Source organism: Acidimicrobiales bacterium (assembly GCA_035531755.1).
In the GTDB taxonomy this organism is placed as follows: Bacteria; Actinomycetota; Acidimicrobiia; order Acidimicrobiales; family UBA8190; genus DATKSK01.
The window spans coordinates 74,751-96,785 of the sequence record DATKSK010000049.1; the positions used below are offsets into that span (position 1 = coordinate 74,751).

Genomic DNA, 22,035 nt, shown 5'->3' on the forward strand with positions numbered 1-22,035 from the left:
CGGAAAGGCCTCTCAGCTCTTCTCGAACAGGTCGATCTTGTCGCCACCGGCGAGGGTGACCACCGCCCGCTTCGTCGACGGGCGGGTCCCCACGGTGTTGGTCTTGCGGTTGCGACGCTTCTTGCCCTTGCGATTCAAGGTGTTCACGCTCTTCACCCGCACGCCGAAGACCTGCTCCACGGCCTGGCGGACGTCGATCTTGGTGGCGTCGGGGGCGACGACGAAGATGTAGACGCCGTCCTCCATGAGGGCGTAGGACTTCTCGGACACGACGGGGCGCATCAGCACCTGCTCGGGGTTCTTCACCCGTCGCTCCCCTCGCCGCCGGCGTCGGCGGCGGCCTCGGAGTCGGCCCCGGAGTCGGCCCCGGCGGCGTCGTCGGTGGCCGTCGTGTCCACGGCGTCGGTCCCGGCGTCGGCCGTGGCCGTGTCGTCGTCGGTGCCGCCCGCCGTCCCGTCCTCGGCGTCGGCGTCGGCGTCGGCGTCGGTGGTGGTGGTGGTGGTGGTGGTGGTGGTGGTGGTGGTGGCCGGCCGGGCGGCGGCCTGCACCTTGCGGGCGCGGGGGGCCCGGGACGGCCGTGGGGCCACGGCCTCTTCGCCGGGCGCCGCCGTCGTCTCCCCGGGCAGCGTGGCGTCGGTGAACACCACCCAGTCGCTCTTCATCACGTCGTAGGCGTTGAGCTCGGACTGCTGGAGCGTCTGCACCAGGGGAAGGTTGGCGAAGGAGCGGTCGGGGATGCCGTCGTCGGGCCCGAGGACCACGAGGACGCGGCCCTCGACGGCGAGGGCCGTCAGGGCGGCCACGGCGTCCTTGGTCCTCGGCACGGAGAACGGCCACTCGTCGACGACCGCCACCCGGCCCTCGGCAGCCCGGTCCGACAGGGCCGAGTGCAGGGCGAGGCGGATCATCTTCTTGGGGGTGCGCTGCCGGTACGAGCGCGGCTTGGGGCCCAGGGCGACGCCGCCGCCCGACCACTGCGGGGAGCGGGTCGACCCCTGCCGGGCCCGGCCCGTCCCCTTCTGGCGGAAGGGCTTGGCCCCGCCGCCCGACACCTCGGCCCGGGTGCGCGTCGACTGGGTGCCGGCCCGGGCCGCGGCCAGCTGGGCGGTGATGACCTGGTGGAGCAGGGCGACGTTGGGGACGACGCCGAAGATCTGGGGGTCGAGGGCGACGGTGTCGATCACCGTGCCGTCGATGCGGCGGCGGGCGACGACCCGGCGCTCGGGCTCGGGGCGGGGCCGGCGCAGCGGGGCCGGCACGGCGGGGACGGTCACGCTCATGACCGGCTCACCGCGTTGGAGCCCTTCACGGTGTCGCGCAGTACGACCATGCCGCCACGGGGCCCCGGCACCGCCCCGCGCACGAGGATCAGCTCGCGCTCCGGGTCTGCCTGCACCACCTCGAGGTTGAGGGTGGTGACCTGGTGCCCGCCCATGCGGCCCGCCATGCGCGTGCCCTTGAACACCCGGGCCGGCGTGGCGCAGGCGCCGATGGAGCCGGGCGAGCGGTGCTTCTTGTGGTTGCCGTGGGCGGCGCCCTGGCCCTTGAAGTTGTGGCGCTTCATGGCCCCGGCGAAGCCCTTGCCCTTGGACACGGCGATGGCGTCCACCCGCTCACCGGCGGTGAGGAGGTCGGCGGTGAGCTGCTGGCCGACCTCGAAGCCGCTGGCGTCGTCGATGCGCAGCTCCACCAGGTGCCGCCCGGGCTCGACGCCGGCGGCCGCGAAGTGGCCCTGCTCGGGCTTGTTCAGGCTCGAGGCCCGGCGGACCCCCCAGGTGACCTGGAGTGCGGAGTACCCCTCGCGCTCGAGCGTCTTCACCTGGACCACGCGCATGGGCGCGACCTTCAGGACCGTCACCGGCACGGCGCGGTTGTGCTCGTCCCAGACCTGGGTCATGCCGACCTTCTCGCCGACGATCGCCTTGGTCGCCACTGTGGGTGGGGTCCTTCCGTCCTCGTGCTGGGGCGGCCGCCGTCGGGCGGCACGCCTGGTTCGGTTCTACGGCGCCGTCGCCGGCGCCCGGTTTCCATGCCAACGCTCCGCCCGGGGATCCGGAGCGGAGCGCGTGCCAGGTTCTGCCCCGAGGTCCCCACCGGGCGAGCCCGGCAGGCGCTCGGAGACGTCGAAACGGTTCAACCGGGCCGAAATCGGCCCGACCTGCGACGTTACACCATGGTTCGGAGGCCTGCCAGCCGGATTCGCCCCTTCGGACAGGGCGGGCGCGGCAGGGTCAGACGTTCTGGATCTTGATCTCGATGTCGACGCCGGCGGGCAGGTCGAGGCGCTGCAGGGAGTCGACGGTCTTGGGCGTGTGCTCCACGATGTCGACGAGGCGCTTGTGCACCTGCATCTCGAAGTGCTCGCGGCTGTCCTTGTACTTGTGCGGCGAGCGGATCACCGTGTAGCGGTGCCGCTCGGTGGGCAGTGGCACGGGGCCCTGCACCTTGGCCTGCGTCCGCAGGACCGTCTGCACGATCTTCTCGGTCGACTGGTCGAGGACCTCGTGGTCGTAGGCCTTCAACCTGATCCGGATCTTCTGGCGCGATGCGTCGGCCACGGTCGTTCTCCGTTCCCTGTCCGTCCGCGCGCCCTGATCCCTACTTCAGGATCTTGGTGACGCGACCGGAGCCCACGGTGCGGCCACCCTCGCGGATGGCGAACAGCAGGCCCTCGTCCATGGCGATCGGCTTCTGGAGCTCGACGGTCATCTCGGTGTTGTCGCCGGGCATGACCATCTCCGTCCCCTCGGGGAGGGTGATGGAACCGGTCACGTCGGTGGTCCGGAAGTAGAACTGCGGACGGTAGTTGTTGAAGAACGGCTTGTGGCGGCCGCCCTCCTCCTTGGTGAGCACGTAGACGTTCGCCTCGAAGTTCGTGTGGGGGGTGATGGACCCCGGCTTGGCCAGGACCTGGCCGCGCTCGACGTCCTCCTTCTTCGTGCCGCGCAGGAGGGCGCCGATGTTGTCGCCGGCCCGGCCCTCGTCGAGGAGCTTGCGGAACATCTCGACACCGGTGACCACGGTCTTCTGGGTCGCCCGCAGCCCGACGATCTCGATCTCCTCGCCCACCTTGACCTGCCCCTGCTCCACCTTGCCGGTCACGACGGTGCCGCGGCCGGTGATGGACATGACATCCTCGATGGGCATCAGGAAGGGCTTGTCGATGGGACGCTCGGGCTCGGGGATGTAGTTGTCCACGGCGTCCATGAGCTCGAGGATCTTGGGCGTCCACTCGGCGTCGCCCTCGAGCGCCTTCAGGGCGCTCACCCGGATGACCGGTACGTCGTCGCCGGGGAAGTCGTACTGCGTGAGCAGCTCGCGGACCTCGAGCTCGACGAGGTCGAGGAGCTCCTCGTCGTCGACCATGTCGGCCTTGTTGAGCGCCACCACGATGTGAGGCACGCCCACCTGGCGGGCGAGCAGGACGTGCTCACGCGTCTGGGGCATGGGGCCGTCGGCCGCCGAGACGACCAGGATGGCGCCGTCGACCTGGGCGGCGCCGGTGATCATGTTCTTGATGTAGTCGGCGTGGCCGGGCATGTCGACGTGCGCGTAGTGGCGCTTGTCCGTCTCGTACTCCACGTGGGCGATCGAGATGGTGATCCCGCGCTGCTTCTCCTCGGGGGCCTTGTCGATCTGGTCGAAGGGCGTGAACGCGACGTTGGGGTTCTTCTCGGACAGGACCTTGGTGATGGCCGCGGTCAGCGTGGTCTTGCCATGGTCGATATGCCCCATCGTCCCGATGTTGACGTGAGGCTTCGAGCGCTCGAACTTCTGCTTGGCCATGCTGTCGCTCCGGCTCCCTGTCTCCGGCGGCACCCCCTCGGGGACCGCCTGCTTGCTGTGTCTGGTCGTTCCTGCGGTGCTGCGTCGGCGTGCTGTGCGAGCGCCGCTACTCGCCTCGTGCCCGGGCGACGATCTCGCGGGCGATCGAGTCGGGGACCTCGTGGTATGCGCTGAACTGCATCGTGTACGTGGCCCGCCCCTGGGTCCGCGACCGCAGGTCGGTAGCGTAGCCGAACATGTCGGCCAGCGGCACGAGCGCCCGCACGACCTGGCTGGTGCCCCGCTGCTCCATGCCCTCCACCTTCCCCCGCCGGGAGGACAGGTCGCCGATGACGTCGCCCATGTGCTCCTCGGGGGTCACCACCTCGACGGCCATGACCGGCTCGAGCAGCACCGGGCTGGCCCGGCGGGCCGCCTCCTTGACCGCCAACGAGCCGGCGATCTTGAAGGCCATCTCCGAGGAGTCGACGTCGTGGTACGAGCCGTAGGTGAGGTTCACCCGGACGTCGACCATGGGGTAGCCGGCCAGGACCCCGTTCGTGAGGGCCTCCTGGATCCCGGCGTCCACGGCGGGGATGTACTCCTTGGGGATGACGCCCCCGGTGATCTTGTCCACGAACTCGTAGCCGCCGCCCGGGCCGGTGGGCTCCAGGGCGATCACCACGTGCCCGTACTGGCCCCGGCCGCCGGTCTGGCGGACGTAGCGGCCCTCGACCTTCTCCACGGGTTTGCGGATGGTCTCGCGGTAGGCGACCTGGGGCTTGCCCACGTTGGCGTCGACGGAGAACTCCCGCAGCATGCGGTCCACGAGGACCTCGAGGTGGAGCTCGCCCATGCCCGAGATCACGGTCTGGCCGGTCTCCTCGTCGGTCCGCACCCGGAAGGTGGGGTCCTCCTCGCTCAGCGCGAACAGGGCCTTGCCCAGCTTGTCCTGGTCGGCCTTGGTCTTCGGCTCGACAGCCACGTGGATGACGGGCTCGGGGAACTCGAGGGTCTCGAGCAGGATGGAGTGGCCCGGGTCGGTGAGGGTGTCACCCGTCGTGGTGTCCTTCAGGCCCACCGCCGCCACGATGTCGCCGGTGAAGATGGCGTCCTTGTCCTCGCGGTGGTTGGCGTGCATCTGGAGGATCCGGCCCACCCGCTCCTTGCGGTCCTTGGTGGAGTTGACGATGGTCGAGCCCTTGGACAGGGTCCCCGAGTAGACCCGCAGGTACGTGAGCTTGCCGACGTAGGGGTCGGTCATGATCTTGAAGGCGAGGGCCGAGAAGGGCTCGGCGTCGTCCGCCTTGCGCTCGATGGGCTCGCCCTTCTTGGTGGTCCCCACGGCGGCCGGCACGTCGAGGGGGCTCGGCAGGTAGTCGACCACGGCGTCGAGGAGGGGCTGGACGGCCTTGTTCTTGAAGGCCGACCCGCACAGGATCGGGACGACCTCGCTGGCGATGGTGGCCTTGCGCAGGGCGTGGCGCAGGTCCTCCTCGGTGATCGGCTCGTCGCCGACGTACTTCTCCATGATCGTGTCGTCGTAGTTCGACAGCACGTCGACGAGCTGGTGGCGGGCGTCGGTGGCCTCGGTGGCGAGGTCGGCGGGCACGTCCTCGACCTTCCACTTCTCGCCCATGTCGTCCGCCCACACCAGGGCCTTCATGGCGAGCAGGTCGACGATCCCGTGGAACCCGCCCTCCACGCCGATGGGGAGCTGGATGACCGCCGGGTTGGCGTCGAGGCGGTCCCGGATCATGTCCACGGCCCGGCCGAAGTCGGCGCCGATCCGGTCCATCTTGTTCACGAAGCAGATGCGGGGCACCGAGTACTTGTTGGCCTGGCGCCACACGGTCTCGGTCTGGGGCTCCACCCCGGCCACGGCGTCGAACACGGCCACGGCACCGTCGAGCACGCGCAGCGAGCGCTCCACCTCGACGGTGAAGTCCACGTGCCCGGGGGTGTCGATGATGTTGATCCAGTGGTCACGCCACTTGCAGGTGGTGGCGGCCGAGGTGATGGTGATGCCCCGCTCCTGCTCCTGGACCATCCAGTCCATGGTGGCGGCGCCCTCGTGGACCTCGCCGATCTTGTAGTTCTTGCCCGTGTAGTAGAGGATCCGCTCGGTCGTCGTGGTCTTGCCCGCGTCGATGTGGGCCATGATCCCGATGTTGCGGGTCCGGGCGAGCGGGAACTCTCGGATGGGGCGTGCGTCGGCCATGGTGCTGTGCTCTCAGGTCGTTCGTGGATGGGGCCCGGCCGGAACGGCGATGCCCGCCGGGCGGCGTCGCACTACCAGCGGTAGTGGGCGAAGGCCTTGTTGGACTCGGCCATCTTGTGCATGTCCTCCCGGCGCTTCACCGCCGCGCCGGTGCCGTTGGCGGCGTCGAGGACCTCGTTGGCGAGGCGCTCGGCCATCGTCTTCTCGCGGCGCTGGCGGGAGAACCCGACCAGCCACCGGATGGCCAGGGTGGTCGCCCGGCGGGGCCGGACCTCGACGGGGACCTGGTAGGTGGCGCCACCCACGCGGCGGCTCTTCACCTCGAGCTCGGGGCGGGTGTTCTCCACGGCGCGTTTGAGGATCGACACGGGGTCGCCACCGGTCTTGTCGCGCACCACGTCGAGCGCCTGGTACACGACGCGCTCGGCCAGGGTGCGCTTGCCGCGCGACAGGACCTTGTTGACCACCTGGGTGACCAGCACCGACCGGAAGACCGGGTCGGGGGCGAGCTCGCGTCGGGCGGCGGGGCCGTTGCGGGGCACCTCAGGACTCCTTCTTGGCGCCGTAGCGCGACCGTGCCTGGTTGCGCTCGCGGACCCCGGCGGCGTCGAGCGCGCCCCGGATCACCTTGTAGCGCACACCGGGCAGGTCCTTCACCCGGCCGCCGCGCACGAGGACGATGGAGTGCTCCTGGAGGTTGTGGCCCACCCCGGGGATGTACGCGCTGACCTCGATGCCGCTCGTCAGCCGCACGCGGGCCACCTTGCGCAACGCCGAGTTCGGCTTCTTGGGCGTGGTGGTGAAGACGCGCGTGCACACGCCGCGACGCTGCGGGGCGCCCTTGAGCGCCGGCGTCTTCGTCTTCGTCTGCTTCGATGCCCGCCCCTTGCGGACGAGCTGCTCGATCGTGGGCACGCGTGACCTCTGGCCGTTTTCTGGACGGGGAACTACTCGGGGGACCTGCCGGGCGCGCCACCCAGGGACGACGCGCCGCGCGAGCAGGCAATGGTAGAGCCTACCGTGGCTCCTGGGCAATCGCGCCGGGCGTGGCGGGGCCGTCCACCGGTCAGGCCCCGGCCTCGAGCTGGCCGTTGCCGTCCACACCGTGGCCGCCGCCGTCCGGGTCGGGGGAGGCCGGCGCGCCGTTGCCGGAGCCGGCGTCGAGCGCGCCCCATCCCAACGAGCTCCCGCCGGGCTCGGCGTAGTCGCCGTAGGCGCCCTCGCCGTATCCGGGCCGGCGGAACCCCGGCTCGCCGAAGCCGCCCTCGTCGGACCCGCTGGGCCCGCCGACGTCGCGCAGCCAGGCGGCGAGGTCCTCGGTCTCCTCGTCGAAGCCGTAGGAGCGCAGCGACACCCCGGCGGCGTCGGGCAGGTCCACGACGATGTCGCGGTAGCGCTCCATGCCCGTGCCGGCGGGGATCAGCTTGCCGATGATGATGTTCTCCTTCAAGCCGAAGAGCTGGTCCGACTTGCCCTCGATGGCGGCCTCGGTGAGCACCCGGGTGGTCTCTTGGAAGGAGGCCGCCGACAGCCACGAGTCCGTGGCCAGCGAGGCCTTGGTGATGCCCATGAGCTCGGGGCGGCCCTCGGCCGGGCGCTTGCCCTCCTGCACCAGGCTCCGGTTGACCTCGGCGTAGATCTGGGCGTCGACGCGCTCGCCGGGGAGGAAGGGGGCGTCGCCGGGCTCCGCCACCAGGACGCGGCGCAGCATCTGGCGCACGATCAGCTCGATGTGCTTGTCGTGGATGGAGACGCCCTGGTCCCGGTAGACCTTCTGGACCTCCTCGACCAGGTACTGCTGGGTCTCGCGGATGCCCTTGACCTCGAGCAGCTCCTTGGGGTCCTTCGGGCCCTCGACCAGGGCGTCGCCGGCGGCCACCTCCTGGCCCGCGGTCACCTCGAGGTGCGCCCGGGCCGACACCAGCACCGACTCCTCGGTGCCGTCGTCGGCCACCACCGTGATGCGCCGGCCGCCCTCCTCGTCCTCGAGGCGGGCCGTGCCGGAGTAGTGGGCGAGCACCGCGGCGCCCTTGGGCGTGCGGGCCTCGAACAGCTCCACCACGCGGGGCAGGCCGTGGGTGATGTCCTCGCCCACGACACCGCCGGTGTGGAAGGTCCGCATGGTCAGCTGGGTGCCGGGCTCACCGATGGACTGCGCGGCGATGACCCCCACGGCCTCGCCCAGCTCGATGATGCGCCGCGTGGCCAGGGACTGGCCGTAGCAGGTGGCGCACACGCCGTGCTCGGACTCGCACGTGAGCACGGAGCGCACCCGGATCCGGTCGACGCCGGCGTCCTCGCGCACCCGGGCCACCAGGTCGTCGTCGAGCAGGGTGCCCGCGGGCAGGGTCCCGTCGGCCAGCACGGCGTCCTCGGCCAGGACCCGGCCGTAGGCGCGGGTCTCGAGGTAGGAGCGCTTGCCGGCCTCGTCGGGCACCACGTCGTCGAGCCAGATGCCGCGCGAGGTCTCGCAGTCGTCGATGCGGACGATGAGCTCCTGGGCGACGTCGACGAGCCGCCGGGTCAGGTACCCGGAGTCGGCCGTGCGCAGGGCGGTGTCGGCCAGGCCCTTGCGGGCGCCGTGGGTGGAGATGAAGTACTCCAGCACCGACAGGCCCTCACGGAACGAGGACTTGATGGGGCGGGGGATCATCTCGCCACGGGGGTTCGACACCAGGCCCTTCATGCCGGCGATCTGGCGGATCTGCTGGGAGTTCCCCCGGGCGCCGGAGTCCACCATCATGTCGAGCGGGTTGAAGGCGATGGCCGACAGGGTCTTCTCCATGGCCCGCCCCACCTCGGAGGTGGCCGACGTCCAGATCTCGATCTCCTTCTGGCGCCGCTCGTCGTCGGTGATGATGCCCCGCTTGAACTGGGTCTCCGCCTTCTCCGCCTCGCGCTCGTAGCGGTCGAGGATGGCCCGCTTCTCCGGCGGGGTGCGCACGTCGTCGATGGAGATGGTGAGGCCCGACTGCGACGCGAACCGGAACCCGAGCGCCTTGATGCGGTCGAGGCTCTCGGCCACGATGTGCTTGGGCTCGTCGGCCGACACCTCCTCGACGATGCCGCCGATGGGCGTGGAGCGCTTGCCCACGATGTCGTTGACGAAGCGGAACCCCTTCGGGAGCGCGCTGTTGAAGAACACGCGCCCGGGGGTGGTCTCTATGGAGAGCACCTCCTCGGTGTCGGGGTCGGCGCCCAGGGCCTTGGCCAGCGCCGTGTGCATCGAGGACCCGAGCGTGGTGCGCAGGACGATCTTGGCGTGCAGGTCGATGTCACCCTCGTCGAAGGCGCGCTCGACCTCGTAGGCGTGCCGGAAGACGTGGCCCTCGCCCTTGGCCCCGTCGACCATGAGGGTGAGGTAGTACGCCCCGAACACCATGTCCTGGGTCGGCACCGTGATGGGGCGGCCCGTGGCCGGCGACAGGATGTTGTTGGCCGACAGCATGAGGACGCGTGCCTCGGCCTGGGCCTCCGCCGACAGCGGCAGGTGGACCGCCATCTGGTCGCCGTCGAAGTCGGCGTTGAAGGCCGTGCACACGAGCGGGTGGACCTGGATGGCCTTGCCCTCGACCAGGACCGGCTCGAAGGCCTGGATGCCGAGGCGGTGGAGGGTGGGGGCCCGGTTGAGCAGCACCGGGTGCTCCTTGATGACGCCCTCCAGGACGTCCCACACCTGCGGCCGGCGGCGCTCGACCATGCGCTTGGCGGACTTGATGTTCTGGGCCAGCTCCAGGTCGACCAGGCGCTTCATGACGAACGGCTTGAACAGCTCGAGCGCCATCAGCTTGGGCAGGCCGCACTGGTGCAGCAGGAGGTTGGGGCCGATGACGATGACCGAACGGCCCGAGTAGTCGACGCGCTTGCCGAGGAGGTTCTGGCGGAACCGCCCCTGCTTGCCCTTCAGCATGTCCGACAGGCTCTTCAGGGGCCGGTTGCCCGGGCCCGTGACCGGCCGGCCGCGGCGGCCGTTGTCGAACAGGGCGTCGACGGCCTCCTGGAGCATGCGCTTCTCGTTGTTGATGATGATCTCGGGGGCGCCCAGGTCGAGCAGGCGCTTCAGCCGGTTGTTGCGGTTGATGACCCGGCGGTACAGGTCGTTCAGGTCGGACGTGGCGAAGCGGCCGCCGTCGAGCTGCACCATGGGGCGCAGGTCGGGCGGGATCACGGGGACGACCTCGAGGATCATGGCGCGGGGGTCGTTGGCCCGGCGGCCGTGGTCGTCACGCCGGTTGAACGCCGTGACGATCTTCAGCCGCTTGATGGCCTTCTGCCGGCGCTGGGCGGACAGCGGGCGCCGCCCGTCGGCGGCGTCGATGGCCTCCCGGAGCTTGGTCTCCTCGGAGTCGAAGTCGATGCGGTCGATGAGCCGGGCGATGGCCTCGGCCCCCATGCCGCCCTCGAAGTAGTCGTCGTAGCGGATCTTGAGCTCCCGCCACAGCAGCTCGTCCTCGATGATCTTGCGGGCGAAGAGGTCCCGGAACTCGTCGAAGGCGCGCTTGGCGAGGTCGATGTCGGCCTCGGCGCGCTCGCGCACCGACCCGATCTCCTTCTCCGCCAGGCGCTGGCGGGCTTTGATCTCGGCTTCCTTGGCGCCGCCCGACTCCAGGTCGGCCAGCTCCTTCTCGAGGTCCTTGAAGCGGCGGTCGATCTCGAGGTCGCGCTGGCGCTCGAGCTGGGTGACCTCCTCGGCGAGCTCGCTCTCCAGGGCGGAGAGGTCCTCGTGACGGCGGTCGTCGTCGACCCAGGTGACGAGGTTGGCGGCGAAGTAGATGACCTTCTCGAGCTGCTTGGCCTTCAGCTCCTCGCGGGCCTCGGTGCCCATGAGCAGGTACGCCAGCCAGCTGCGCGTCCCGCGCAGGTACCAGATGTGGACCACGGGGGCGGCCAGCTCGATGTGGCCCATGCGCTCGCGCCGGACCTTCGAGCGCGTGACCTCCACGCCGCAGCGCTCACAGATGATCCCCCGGAAGCGGACGCGCTTGTACTTGCCGCAGTAGCACTCCCAGTCCTTGGTCGGGCCGAAGATCTTCTCGCAGAACAGCCCGTCCTTCTCCGGGCGCAGGGTCCGGTAGTTGATGGTCTCGGGCTTCTTGACCTCGCCGTTGGACCAGGAACGGATGGACTCCGCCGTAGCCAGCCCGATCCGGAGCTGGTCGAAATTGTTGACGTCCAGCACGGCTAGAAGCTCCTCTCCGCAGCGCGGCGCTCGTCTTCCTCGTCCGACCCGCGTTCGGGACGGCTGATGTCGATGCCCAGCTCCTCGGCCGTCCGGAAGACGTCCTCGTCGAGCTCTCGCATCTCGATCTCCTCACCGGTGGTCGACAGCACCTCGACGTTGAGGCACAGCGACTGCATCTCCTTGATGAGCACCTTGAAGCTCTCCGGGATGCCCGGCTCGGGGATGTTCTCCCCCTTGACGATGGCCTCGTAGACCTTCACCCGGCCGAGGACGTCGTCGGACTTGATGGTGAGCAGCTCCTGCAGGGCGTAGGCGGCGCCGTAGGCCTCGAGGGCCCAGACCTCCATCTCGCCGAAGCGCTGCCCGCCGAACTGGGCCTTCCCACCCAGGGGCTGCTGGGTGATCATCGAGTACGGGCCGGTCGAGCGGGCGTGGATCTTGTCGTCCACGAGGTGGGCGAGCTTCAGGATGTAGACGTAGCCCACCGAGATGGGGTTGTCGTAGCGCTCGCCCGTCCGCCCGTTGTACAGCGCCGCCTTGCCGTCGGGGCCGATGAGACGGTCGCCGTCGGCCGAGTCGGAGTGCAGCCGCTCGAACAGCTTCCTGATGGTGGGGTGCCGCCCGGCGTCCTCCTCCTCGTCCCAGTGGGCGCCGTCGAATGCGGGCGTCGACACCCATACGGCCGGGTCGGTGCGCGGCCGTGTCTTGGTGCCCTGCCCCGGGTCCGGGTCCGGCTCGACGCCGTCGCCGTCCCAGCCCCAGCGGGCCGCGTAGCCGAGGTGCGACTCGAGCACCTGGCCCACGTTCATCCGGCTGGGCACGCCCAGCGGGTTCAGGATGATGTCGACGGGGGTCCCGTCGGAGAGGTACGGCATGTCCTCGACCGGGAGGATCTTGGAGATGACGCCCTTGTTGCCGTGGCGGCCGGCGAGCTTGTCGCCCTCGGAGATCTTGCGCTTCTGGGCCACGTACACCCGCACCAGCTGGTTCACCCCGGGGGGCAGCTCGTGGGAGTCCTCCCGCGAGAACACCCGGACGTCGATCACCTTGCCCGACTCGCCGTGGGGCACCTTGAGCGACGTGTCGCGGACCTCGCGGGCCTTCTCGCCGAAGATGGCGCGCAGGAGGCGCTCCTCGGGGGTCTGCTCGGTCTCGCCCTTGGGGGTCACCTTGCCGACGAGCACGTCGCCCGCGTCGACCTCGGCCCCGATGCGGATGATGCCGCGCTCGTCGAGGTCGGCGAGGATCTCCTCCGACAGGTTCGGGATGTCCCGGGTGATCTCCTCGGCGCCGAGCTTGGTGTCCCGGGCGTCGACCTCGTGCTCCTCGATGTGGATGGAGGTGAGCACGTCGTCGCGCACGAGGCGCTCCGACAGGATGATGGCGTCCTCGTAGTTGTAGCCCTCCCACGGCATGAAGGCGACGAGGAGGTTCTTCCCGAGCGCCAGCTCGCCGTTGTGGGTGGCGGACCCGTCGGCCAGGACGTCGTTGGCCCCGACCCGCTGGCCCTCGTCCACGATGACCTTCTGGTTGATCGACGTGTTCTGGTTGGACCGGCGGAACTTGGCCAGGGTGTAGCGCCTGCGGCCGAGATCGTGGCCGAGGCGGTCGCGCTGGCCGGCCTTGTACTCCACCACGATGTGGTCGCCCGAGACCTCGGCCACGGTCCCCTCGCCCTCGGAGAGCAGCACGTCACCGGCGTCCTGGGCGGCCCGGGCCTCGACCCCGGTGCCGATGTACGGCGCCTCGGGGACGACGAGCGGGACGGCCTGCTTCTGCATGTTGGCGCCCATCAGGGCCCGGTTGGCGTCGTCGTGCTCGACGAAGGGGATCAGCGCGGTGGACACCGACACGATCTGCTTGGGCGAGACGTCCATGAGGTCGACCTCGGCCGGCGGCACGTAGTCGATCTCGCTGGTGGTGCCGTAGGACGTCGAGGTGGCACCCACGCGCACACCCGCGCCCTGCGGGCCACGGCGGACGAGCACGCGCTCGTCGACGAAACGGCCGCGCTCGTCGAGCTTGGCGTTCGCCTGGGCGATGACGTGCTCCTCCTCCTCGTCGGCGGCCAGGTAGACGATCTCGTCGCTCACCCGCCCGTCCACGACGCGGCGGTAGGGGGTCTCGATGAAGCCGTACTCGTTGACCCGGGCGTAGGTGGCGAGGGCGCCGATGAGGCCGATGTTCGGGCCCTCGGGCGTCTCGATGGGGCACATGCGCCCGTAGTGGGAGCTGTGCACGTCACGGACCTCGAAGCCGGCCCGCTCACGGGAGAGGCCGCCGGGCCCGAGGGCCGAGAGCCGCCGCTTGTGGGCCAGGCCCGACAGCGGGTTGTTCTGGTCCATGAACTGGCTCAGCTGGCTGGTCCCGAAGAACTCCTTGATCGCCGCCACTACGGGCCGGATGTTGATCAGGGTCTGGGGGGTGATGGCCTCGACGTCCTGGGTGGTCATGCGCTCGCGGACCACCCGCTCCATCCGGGACAGCCCCACGCGGACCTGGTTCTGGATGAGCTCGCCCACCGACCGGATCCGGCGGTTGGCGAAGTGGTCCTGGTCGTCGATCCGGTACCCCGACTCGCCGTCGGCGAGGTGGAGCATGTAGGTGGCGGTGGCGAGGATCTCCGAGGGGCTCAGCACGCCCTGGTCGGGGGCGGGCCGCTCGAGGTCGATGTCGAGGATGCTCGAGACCCGCTCGATCTCGGGGCCGAGCTTCCGGTTGAGCTTGTAGCGGCCCACCCGGGTCAGGTCGTAGCGCTTGGGGTTGAAGAAGGCGTTCTCGAAGTAGGCGCGGGCGGCCTCGGCCGACAGCGGCTCGCCGGGGCGGGCCCGCTTGTAGATCTCGAGGAGGGCCTCCTCGCGGGTGGGGGCGAGCTCGCGCTCCTTCTCCCACTGGCCCTCGAGGAAGTCGAAATGGCGGACGAACCGGTTGAGGAACCCCTCGTCCTCGTAGCCGAGCGCCCGCAGCAGCACGAACAGCGACAGACGGCGCTTGCGGGCCACGCGGGCGCCCGCGGTGACGTCCTTCGACGGCTTGGCCTCGACGTCGAACTCGATCCACTCGCCGCGGTAGGGGTGGACGGTCCCGGTGACGATGGTCTTGGCGTCGCGGCCGGGCTGGAAGATGACGCCCGGGGACCGCACCAGCTGGCTCACCACGACTCGCTCGGTGCCGTTGATGATGAAGGTGCCCTTGTCCGTCATCATCGGGAAGTCCCCCATGAAGACGGTCTGCTCCTTGATCTCCCCCGTCTGCGCGTTCATGAACCGCGCCCGGACGAACACGGGTGCGGCGTAGGTCATGTCCTTCTCCTTGCACTCCTCCTCCTGGAACTTCGGAGGCGGGCGCAGGTCGGGGTCGGACGGGTCGTACTCGAGCTCCAGGCTCAGCTGGCCGGTGAAGTCCTCGATCGGGCTGATGTCGGCGAACGCCTCGGCCAGACCCTTGTCCAGGAACCAGCGGAACGAGTCCCGCTGGATGGCGATGAGGTCCGGCAGGCGCAGGACCTCATCGAGGTTGGCGAACGAGAAGCGTTCCGGGCTCTTGGACCGTGGAGACAACGGTCGACTCCTCCCAGGTGAGGTGACAGGCGGGCAGTGACAGGACTGGAGCGACGGGGCTGGACGACGGGACCTCCCCGGAGGGCCCGGGACGGGACGGCAGGGACGGGACGGCTACGGGGTGGAGCGGGTGACGGACGGGGGGACGGCGATGATCAGTCCTGCGGCGCAGGCGCGCTGGCGCGCGTCATCCCGCCGGAATTGGCAGGGGTGGCGCGAAAGCAGGGGCACGGCAACCGCACAGCATACGCGCGCGCGCCGTGTGAAGCAACCCCTTCCGGAGCTGCCACGGACAGGCTACGGACGGGCCAGGGTGCAGTCAAGCACCTGCGCCCGCCGAGCCGGCCCCCCCTACTTGACCTCGACGGTCGCCCCTGCCTCTTCGAGCTGGGCCTTCGCCTTGGCGGCGTCGTCCTTGGACACCCGCTCCAGCACCGGCTTGGGCGCCGAGTCCACCAGGTCCTTGGCCTCCTTGAGCCCGAGGCTGGTGAGGGACCGGACCTCCTTGATGACCTGGATCTTCTTGTCGCCCGCCGCCGTGAGGACCACGTCGAACTCGGACTGCTCCTCGTCGCCACCGCCGGCGTCACCACCGCCGGCCGCCGGGGCGGCGGCCACGGCGACGGGGGCGGCCGCGGTCACGCCGAACTTCTCCTCGAACTCCTTCAACAGCTCGGACAGCTCGAGGACGGTGAGGCTGGCGATCCCCTCGAGAATGTCGTCTTTGCTCAACTTCGTGGCCATCGTGGATCTGCTCCTTTTGGGTTGCTCGACTGGGTGCTGGTGGTTCGGGGCGTGCCGGGGGCCTCAGCCCTCGGTGGTCTCGGCCTCGACGGCCGGCGCCTCCTGCTCGGTCTCGGTGGCCGGGGCCTCCGCGGCCGGCGCCCCGGCGGTCTCGACGGCCGGGGCCTCGGCGGTCTCTGCGGACGGGGCTTCCGCGGCCGGCGCCTCGGCGGCCGGGGTCTCGACGGCCGGGGTCTCGACGGACGGGGCCTCTGCCGGCACGCCTCCTCGCTCGTCGACCAGGGCCGAGAGCCCGTAGGCCAGGTTGCGTGGCAGCGCCTGCAGTAGGCCAGCCAGCTGCTGCAGCGGTGCGGCGATCGCCCCCGCGATCTGGGCCAGGAGCTGCTCGCGCGACGGCAGGTCGGCCAGCACCGTCAGGTCCTGGGCCGACAGGTAGCCCTCGCCGTAGAGCCCGCCCTTGATCACCAGGTTCGGTGAGGTGCGGGCGTAGTCCCGCAGCGCCTTGGCCACGGCACTGACCTCACCCGACACGAAGGCGATGGCCGTGGGCCCCTCGAGCAGGGGTGCCAGCGACTCGTGGCTCCCTCCGGCGATGGCCAGCTTGACCAGGGTGTTCTTGTAGACCTTGTAGTCGCCGCCCACCACCCGGAGGGCGCGGCGCAGGTCGGCCAGCTGGGCCACGGAGAGCCCGCGGTACTCGGTGAGGATGGCGGCGTCGGCGGCGTCGAGGCGCTCGCGCACCTCGGTGACCACGGCCACCTTCTCGGCCCTTGGCTTGTCCATCATCGGCTCCCGTGCTCGGAACGGTGCGGCACCGCTCACCTGCTGCCGTCACCGCATCCGCCGAGCAGGGCCGACGGCCCCACCGAGCTTCGCGTTCGTCGCCTCGTCAGGTGGGCCCGGAGGCCCCTTGGACGCCACGGAGGCGCACCGGAGGTCTGCAGCGACGGCAAGTTCTCGATCTGTGTGCCGGCCCTCGGGCCGACGGCGCAATCTACACGCTGGACCGCACGCCTCCCACCGAGGCGGCGAGACCCCCTACGCCGAGGCGGCGAGGTCCTCGTCGAGCTCTCGGGCCCGGGCCGGGTCGATGCGGATGCCGGGGCCCATCGTGGAGGAGATCGTGACGGCGCGCAGGTAGCGGCCCTTGGACGCGGCCGGCTTCGCCCGCATGAGCTCCTCGATCACGGCGTGGACGTTCTGGAGCAGCTGCTCGCGCGTGAAGGAGGCCTTGCCCACCCGCACGTGCACGTTGCCGACCTTGTCGGTGCGGTACTCGACCCTGCCGCCCTTGAACTCGGCGACGGCCTTGCCGACGTCGGTCGTGACCGTCCCGGTCTTCGGGTTCGGCATGAGGCCGCGGGGCCCGAGCACGCGTCCGAGCTTGCCCACCTGGCCCATCAGGTCGGGCGTGGCGATGGCCACGTCGAAGTCGAGGAACCCGGCCTCGACCCGGGCCACCAGATCGTCGGCGCCGACCTCGTCGGCTTCGGCCGCCCTGGCCTCGGCGGCGGCCTCGCCGGCGGCGAACACCACGACCCGGGCCGTCCGGCCCGTCCCCGCCGGCAGGCTCAGGGTGCCCCGGACGATCTGGTCGGCCTTGCGGGGGTCCACGCCGAGCCGGACCGCGAGCTCGGCAGTCTCGTCGAAGGACGCCGAAGCCGTCTCCTTCACGAAGTCCACCGCCTCGGAAGGCGAGTAGAGATGCTGCCGGTCGAAGCGCTCGAGCGCGGCCTGGTATTTCTTGCCCTTGTGCACGTCGGGGCTCCTCCTCGTCGTTTCGTGTGCCGCCGGGCCTCAGCCCTCGACGGCGATGCCCATCGACCGTGCCGTGCCGGCGACCTGTCGTTTGGCGGCATCGATGTCGGCCGTGTTGAGGTCGGGCAGCTTGACCGTGGCGATCTGGGTGACCTGAGCGTCGGTGATCGACCCGGCCCGCTCCCGGCCCGTGGCCGTGGCGCCCTTGTCGATACCGGCCGCCTCCCTGATGAGTGCCGGGGTCGGGGGGGTCTTCAGGACGAAGGAGAACGAGCGGTCCTCGTAGATGGTGATCTCGACGGGCACGATCGTGCCCCGCTGGTTCTCCGTGGCGGCGTTGTACTGCTTGCAGAACTCCATGGTCTGCACGCCGTGCGGGCCGAGCGCCGTGCCGACCGGCGGCGCGGGCGTGGCTCCCCCCGCGGGGAGCTGGATCTTCACGACCGCGAGGGTCTTCTTCTTCTTCGGGGGCATGGCGGAGGGCCTCCTGCGGGCCTAGAGCTTGGCGACCTGGCTGAATTCGAGCTCGACCGGCGTCTCCCGGCCGAAGATGTTGACCAGCACCTTGAGCTTGAGCTGGTCCTCGTTGATCTCGTCGATCTGGCCCGAGAAGTCCGCGAACGGCCCTTCCTTCACGCGCACCGTCTCGCCCACCTCGTACTCGAGGCGGGGGCGGGTCTTCTTGATGGGCTCGGAGCCACCCTCGACCTTCACCTGCAGGATGCTCTCGACCTCACGGCGCGACAGCGGCGTGGGCTTGGTCCCGGGGCCGACGAAGCCGGTCACGCCCGGGGTGTTGCGGATCACGGACCACGAGTCGTCATCGAGGTCGCAGCGGGTCAGGAGGTAGCCGGGGAAGACCTTCTTCTGGACCACCACCTTCTTGCCGTTCTTGAACTCGACGACGTCCTCCATGGGGATCACGACCTCGAAGATCCGGTCCTCCATGTTCATCGAGACGATCCGGCTCTCGAGGTTGGACTTCACCTTGTTCTCGTAGCCGGCGTAGGTGTGCACCACGAACCAGCGCCCAGGCCGGTCGTAGGGGCTCTCCACCACGAGCGGCATGTCCTCGTCGAAGTCGTCGTCGCCCTGGCCGTTGACCCCGGCACCACCGGTCCAGCCCCCGAGGGTCGTGCCCGGGTCCGTGCCGGCCGTCGCCACGGCCTCGTCGGCGGGGGCCACGGTGTCACCGGCGTCGGCGTCGGCGTCGGCGTCCACGTCGGGCTCGGCGCTCCCCGACGGGTCGGCCGCCGCGACCTGCGCCTCCTCGAGGGCGTCGGCCGGGGCTGCGCCGGCGGCGGGGCCGTCCTCGGTCTGGAGGTCGAAATCGCTCATGACTTGAAGAGGAAGATCACCGCGTGGGAGAACGCGTAGTTCAGGACGAAGATCAGGCTGACGAGCAGCACGAGGACCAGGAAGACGATGGTGGCGGAGTTCGCCACCTCCTTCCTCGTCGGCCAGGCCACCTGTCGGAGCTCGGAGCGGACGTCCCGGAAGAAGTCCGCCACACGGCTCGTGGCCGAGGTCTCGGGCGCGGCGGTGGGCCGGGTGCGGGGCGGGGCCGTGCGCCGGGCCGCGGGAGAGCCGTCGGCCTCGATCTGGCCCTGGCGCTGCATCATGCGCTTCATCTCTCGGTTCACAGCTGTTGCACGCCTTTCGACGGCCAGATGGCAGGGCAGGAGGGACTCGAACCCCCAACCGCCGGTTTTGGAGACCGGTGCTCTACCAGTTGAGCTACTGCCCTTCGGCGGCCAGGACGCCGGTCACCGGCAAGGCGGCCATGGGGGCCGAACAGCCAGGTTACCACCGGCCGCGACGGCGCTCCCGTCGACGGCCGGCGCTCCTGGGCGCCCGGGCCGGCCCGGCGGGGCCGGTGGACCCCGGGGCCACCCCGTCGGTCAGCGGGTCTCCTTGTGGAGGGTGTGCTTGCGGTCCCAGCGGCAGAACTTGGTGAGCTCGATGCGCTCCCGGTCGTTCTGCTTGTTCTTCATGGTGATGTAGTTGCGGCGCTTGCAGACCTCGCAGGCCAGCGTCACCTGCACCCGCTTCTCGTTCTTGGCCATCGCTGCACTCCTCCTCGAACCACCCGCACGGGGCGGGCCACATGATCTCCACCTGGTAGCGGCGGCGGGACTCGAACCCGCGACCCCACGATTATGAGCCGTGTGCTCTGACCGACTGAGCTACGCCGCCAGGGGAGCCCCCTGTCGGAATCGAACCGACGACACCAGCCTTACCATGGCTGTGCTCTGCCGACTGAGCTAAGGGGGCGAGCGCGGCAACTCCGCGGCGGACGAGCCTAGTCGCGACGCGTCGACCCTCCCCCGGCCGACGGCCGGGCCGGAGGGCCCCGGAGGCTCCCGGTACCATCGGGCGATGGACGTCCGGCTCGCGCGAGTGGAGGACGCCGAGGCGATCCGGGCCATCTACAACGCCGAGGTCACGGGGTCGACCGTCACCTTCGACCTGGAGCCCCGGACAGGCGAGCAGCAGCTGGCCTGGATCGCCCACCACCAGGGGGCGCACCCCGCCATCGTCGCCGTCGAGGGCGCCACGGTCACCGGCTTCGGGTCGCTGTCGGCGTTCCGGGACCGGCCCGCCTACGCCACCACGGTGGAGGACTCCCTCTACGTGGAGCAGGGCTGGCGGGGGAAGGGCGTGGGCCGCCTCCTGCTCGCCCAGCTCGTCGATTTGGCGGGGGCCCACGGCTTCCACACCGTGATCGGGCGCGCCTCGGGGGACAACGCCGCCTCGATCGCTCTTCACCAGGCGTGCGGCTTCACCCTCGTCGGCGTCGAGCGGGAGGTGGGGCGGAAGTTCGGCCGCTGGATCGACGTGGCCGTCCTCCAGCGGATGCTCTGACCCGCCGGGGCCGGTGCGCTGGCCCGCCGGCCGGTGCTCTGGTCCGCCGACCGGTGCTCTGGGGTCCGCCGCCGGCCGCGCCGCCCGGCCCGGGAACGCGGTGCGTCAGGCCTCGGCGTAGTCGAGCGCCGCGGGCGGCTCGGCGTCGGGCCGCGAGGGGCCGCCCCGGCGGCGCCACCGCGGCAGCAGGCGCTCGCGGTCGAAGGGGGACAGGGGCACGGTCAGGATCGCCAGGCACACGAGCAGCGCCAGCGCCACTGACAAGGGGTCGGCGCTGAAGAGGTCCCCGAGCAGCTGCTTGCCCGCCGGGAGCCCGATGAACGCCGACGCGATCGACGACCCCACGATGAGGGTGCGGACCTTGCCCGTCGCCACCGGCGCTAGGAGCACGAGCCCCCACGACAGGTACCACGGCTGGACGACGGGCCCGAGGGCGACCACGAGCAGCAAGGTCAGGCCCATGGCGCGCAGCGACCCGATGCGGTCGGAACGAAGCAGCAGCCACACCCCGGCGCCCAGGGCGACGCCGAGCCCGGCGGCGCGCGTCACCGACAGCATGCCGTGCAGGGAGACGCCGAGGCCCACGAGATGCGCCAGGTCGGTCAGGAGGATCCCCACGCCCGTGGCGGGCGCCACCCACGACCGCACCGTCCCGGGCGTGGCCAGGTTGAGCACCCAGCTCCACCCGAGGCCCGTGACGAGCGACAGCGCCCCCATCACCCCACCGGCCATGAGGCCCGCCGTCACCACCGGCCGCACGCGGGCGCGCAGGGGCAGACCGGTGCCCATCCACTCCCAGCCGATGTAGAGGATGCCGAGGGCGGCCGGCACCTTCACCGCGGCGGCCAGCGCGCACAGCACGATCCCGGCGACGGGTCTCCCGCGGCGCGCCACGGCCAGGCCCGCCAGCAGCAGGCCGAGCATCAGGGCGTCGTTGTGGGCACCCCCCACGAGATGCAGGATCGTCACCGGATTGAGCACGGCGACCGTGAACGCGTAGGACGGATCTCGCCCCAGGCTGCGCGCCAGTGTCGGGACAGACAGGGCCATGAGGGCCACGCCGACGAGGGCGAGGAGCCGCAGCAGCACCAGGTTGACGAGCTCGTGGTGCATCGACACGCTCGTGAGGACGCCGTCGACCTCCATGAACAGCGGCCCGTAGGGGACGGGCGTGTTGAGCCAGAAGTGGTCGACGAGCGACACCGACGGGGCCGCCCCGAGCACGCCCGGGCCGTAGTGGTACGGGCTGATGTGGTGGCTCATCATCTCGCCCTGGGCGGCGTAGCTGTAGATGTCCTTGCTGAACAGCGGCGGCACCAGCAGCAGCGGCAGGATCCACAGCGCGGCCACGGCGACGAGCTTCCTGACCGGCACGCCCTCGACCTTGGAGAGCGTGCGGATGAGGCCGTACCAGACGCGCATGAAGAGCACGAGCCCGCCGTACACGGCGACCAGCCCGAGGAACAGCCAGTGCGACGAGCCCTGCTCCCCGACGGCGGGGACGCCGAAGAACCACGCGCCCGCCTTCTTCAGCACGAAGGGCGACCGCTGCTGCACCACGCCCGCGGTGATGGCGGTGATGGCGACGAACCCGAGGATGGCGGGGCGCACGAGCAGGCGCGAGCCGTCGCCGGCCACGGCGCCGGGCTCGAGGTCGGGGCCCACCAGTGCGCTCATGGGCCAGCGCGACCGCACCGCCTCGTCCCACACGGTCAGGCGGTTCAACAGGCGGTCGAGACCGGGGACGGCCGAGGGATCGAAGCCGCGACCGACGGCGGCCGTCCTGCCCAGTACACCCATCGCCTCGGTCCTCGTTCCCAACGTTCCGCGAGCTGGTCCGTGCCCTCGCGCCGGTGGCCGTCCCTACGCCGCCCGGGCCGGCCGCAACGAACCGGACACGTTCGTAACGGCATTGTAATGAACGGTGGAGCCCGGGCAAG

Annotated in this window: 18 protein-coding genes, 3 tRNA genes and 1 pseudogene; 1 reads left to right on the top strand and 21 read right to left on the bottom strand. The window is 70.6% G+C overall.

All coding sequences use genetic code 11. The features are described 5' to 3' along the window. Nucleotides 1-12 precede the first annotated feature (12 nt). From rplW to VMV22_10510, 20 genes and pseudogenes are all read right to left on the bottom strand, one after another. Entirely contained in the window at nt 13-306 is a 294-nt protein-coding gene (gene rplW, locus VMV22_10415; GenBank protein ID HUY22739.1) for a 50S ribosomal protein L23, read from the bottom strand. Further along, nucleotides 303-1,280 carry a 50S ribosomal protein L4 gene (gene rplD / locus VMV22_10420; protein ID HUY22740.1) on the bottom strand — a complete coding sequence of 326 codons (978 nt, stop codon included), beginning with the start codon at nt 1,278-1,280 and terminating at the stop codon, nt 303-305. Before rplD ends, rplW begins: the two co-directional genes overlap by 4 nt. Further along, nucleotides 1,277-1,918, bottom strand: a complete 642-nt coding sequence (rplC, locus tag VMV22_10425; GenBank protein ID HUY22741.1) for a 50S ribosomal protein L3 — start codon at nt 1,916-1,918, stop codon at nt 1,277-1,279. Before rplC ends, rplD begins: the two co-directional genes overlap by 4 nt. Before the next feature lie 313 nt (nt 1,919-2,231). Beyond that, entirely contained in the window at nt 2,232-2,558 is a 327-nt protein-coding gene (gene rpsJ / locus VMV22_10430) for a 30S ribosomal protein S10 (GenBank protein ID HUY22742.1), read from the bottom strand. A gap of 40 nt (nt 2,559-2,598) precedes the next feature. Continuing rightward, the gene (gene tuf, locus VMV22_10435; protein HUY22743.1) at nt 2,599-3,786 is read right to left on the bottom strand and encodes an elongation factor Tu; all 1,188 of its coding nucleotides are present in this window, start codon (nt 3,784-3,786) and stop codon (nt 2,599-2,601) included. Nucleotides 3,787-3,892: 106 nt separating this feature from the next. Continuing rightward, the gene (gene fusA, locus VMV22_10440) at nt 3,893-5,986 is read right to left on the bottom strand and encodes an elongation factor G (GenBank protein HUY22744.1); all 2,094 of its coding nucleotides are present in this window, start codon (nt 5,984-5,986) and stop codon (nt 3,893-3,895) included. A 71-nt stretch (nt 5,987-6,057) separates the two neighbouring features. After that, complete coding sequence (rpsG, locus tag VMV22_10445; GenBank protein ID HUY22745.1) at nt 6,058-6,528, bottom strand: 30S ribosomal protein S7; 471 nt, start codon at nt 6,526-6,528, stop codon at nt 6,058-6,060. A gap of 1 nt (nt 6,529) precedes the next feature. Continuing rightward, nucleotides 6,530-6,901: a 30S ribosomal protein S12 gene (gene rpsL / locus VMV22_10450; protein HUY22746.1), complete on the bottom strand. Its 372-nt coding sequence runs from the start codon at nt 6,899-6,901 to the stop codon at nt 6,530-6,532. A gap of 472 nt (nt 6,902-7,373) precedes the next feature. After that, nucleotides 7,374-11,165 (bottom strand): annotated as a pseudogene (locus tag VMV22_10455) (DNA-directed RNA polymerase subunit beta'). 2 nt (nt 11,166-11,167) lie between these two features. Continuing rightward, complete coding sequence (locus tag VMV22_10460; protein HUY22747.1) at nt 11,168-14,728, bottom strand: DNA-directed RNA polymerase subunit beta; 3,561 nt, start codon at nt 14,726-14,728, stop codon at nt 11,168-11,170. A gap of 351 nt (nt 14,729-15,079) precedes the next feature. Continuing rightward, a complete protein-coding gene (gene rplL, locus VMV22_10465; GenBank protein HUY22748.1) occupies nt 15,080-15,472 on the bottom strand; it encodes a 50S ribosomal protein L7/L12 in 393 nt (130 codons plus the stop codon). 63 nt (nt 15,473-15,535) lie between these two features. Then, entirely contained in the window at nt 15,536-16,255 is a 720-nt protein-coding gene (gene rplJ, locus VMV22_10470; protein ID HUY22749.1) for a 50S ribosomal protein L10, read from the bottom strand. A gap of 255 nt (nt 16,256-16,510) precedes the next feature. Further along, nucleotides 16,511-17,230: a 50S ribosomal protein L1 gene (rplA, locus tag VMV22_10475; GenBank protein ID HUY22750.1), complete on the bottom strand. Its 720-nt coding sequence runs from the start codon at nt 17,228-17,230 to the stop codon at nt 16,511-16,513. A 39-nt stretch (nt 17,231-17,269) separates the two neighbouring features. Continuing rightward, complete coding sequence (gene rplK, locus VMV22_10480) at nt 17,270-17,704, bottom strand: 50S ribosomal protein L11 (protein ID HUY22751.1); 435 nt, start codon at nt 17,702-17,704, stop codon at nt 17,270-17,272. Between the two features lie 21 nt (nt 17,705-17,725). After that, nucleotides 17,726-18,298, bottom strand: a complete 573-nt coding sequence (gene nusG, locus VMV22_10485; GenBank protein ID HUY22752.1) for a transcription termination/antitermination protein NusG — start codon at nt 18,296-18,298, stop codon at nt 17,726-17,728. A gap of 266 nt (nt 18,299-18,564) precedes the next feature. Next, a complete protein-coding gene (gene secE, locus VMV22_10490) occupies nt 18,565-18,861 on the bottom strand; it encodes a preprotein translocase subunit SecE (GenBank protein HUY22753.1) in 297 nt (98 codons plus the stop codon). 40 nt (nt 18,862-18,901) lie between these two features. Continuing rightward, nucleotides 18,902-18,977: transfer RNA gene (locus VMV22_10495), tRNA-Trp, on the bottom strand. A gap of 154 nt (nt 18,978-19,131) precedes the next feature. Next, nucleotides 19,132-19,296, bottom strand: a complete 165-nt coding sequence (gene rpmG, locus VMV22_10500) for a 50S ribosomal protein L33 (GenBank protein ID HUY22754.1) — start codon at nt 19,294-19,296, stop codon at nt 19,132-19,134. 53 nt (nt 19,297-19,349) lie between these two features. Next, nucleotides 19,350-19,426 (bottom strand) — tRNA-Met (locus VMV22_10505). Nucleotides 19,427-19,431: 5 nt separating this feature from the next. Beyond that, a tRNA-Thr gene (locus tag VMV22_10510) sits at nt 19,432-19,504 on the bottom strand. Between the two features lie 105 nt (nt 19,505-19,609). Between VMV22_10510 and VMV22_10515 the strand changes: the two genes are divergently transcribed. Then, on the top strand, nt 19,610-20,095 hold the full coding sequence (locus VMV22_10515; GenBank protein HUY22755.1) for a GNAT family N-acetyltransferase: 486 nt from the start codon (nt 19,610-19,612) through the stop codon (nt 20,093-20,095). A 105-nt stretch (nt 20,096-20,200) separates the two neighbouring features. Here VMV22_10515 and mptB read toward each other — a convergent pair whose 3' ends face one another. Beyond that, nucleotides 20,201-21,895, bottom strand: a complete 1,695-nt coding sequence (mptB, locus tag VMV22_10520) for a polyprenol phosphomannose-dependent alpha 1,6 mannosyltransferase MptB (protein HUY22756.1) — start codon at nt 21,893-21,895, stop codon at nt 20,201-20,203. Nucleotides 21,896-22,035 lie beyond the last annotated feature (140 nt).

What these genes read in the sequence shown, in the direction of transcription:
- rplD (HUY22740.1), bottom strand. Translation starts at nt 1,280, where the DNA reads ATGAGCGTGACCGTCCCCGCCGTGCCGGCCCCGCTGCGCCGGCCCCGC.
- tuf (HUY22743.1), bottom strand. Translation starts at nt 3,786, where the DNA reads ATGGCCAAGCAGAAGTTCGAGCGCTCGAAGCCTCACGTCAACATCGGG.
- fusA (HUY22744.1), bottom strand. Translation starts at nt 5,986, where the DNA reads ATGGCCGACGCACGCCCCATCCGAGAGTTCCCGCTCGCCCGGACCCGC.
- rplL (HUY22748.1), bottom strand. Translation starts at nt 15,472, where the DNA reads ATGGCCACGAAGTTGAGCAAAGACGACATTCTCGAGGGGATCGCCAGC.
- rplJ (HUY22749.1), bottom strand. Translation starts at nt 16,255, where the DNA reads ATGGACAAGCCAAGGGCCGAGAAGGTGGCCGTGGTCACCGAGGTGCGC.
- rplK (HUY22751.1), bottom strand. Translation starts at nt 17,704, where the DNA reads ATGCCCCCGAAGAAGAAGAAGACCCTCGCGGTCGTGAAGATCCAGCTC.
- nusG (HUY22752.1), bottom strand. Translation starts at nt 18,298, where the DNA reads ATGCCGCTCGTGGTGGAGAGCCCCTACGACCGGCCTGGGCGCTGGTTC.
- secE (HUY22753.1), bottom strand. Translation starts at nt 18,861, where the DNA reads ATGAAGCGCATGATGCAGCGCCAGGGCCAGATCGAGGCCGACGGCTCT.
- rpmG (HUY22754.1), bottom strand. Translation starts at nt 19,296, where the DNA reads ATGGCCAAGAACGAGAAGCGGGTGCAGGTGACGCTGGCCTGCGAGGTC.
- VMV22_10515 (HUY22755.1), top strand. Translation starts at nt 19,610, where the DNA reads ATGGACGTCCGGCTCGCGCGAGTGGAGGACGCCGAGGCGATCCGGGCC.
- mptB (HUY22756.1), bottom strand. Translation starts at nt 21,895, where the DNA reads ATGGGTGTACTGGGCAGGACGGCCGCCGTCGGTCGCGGCTTCGATCCC.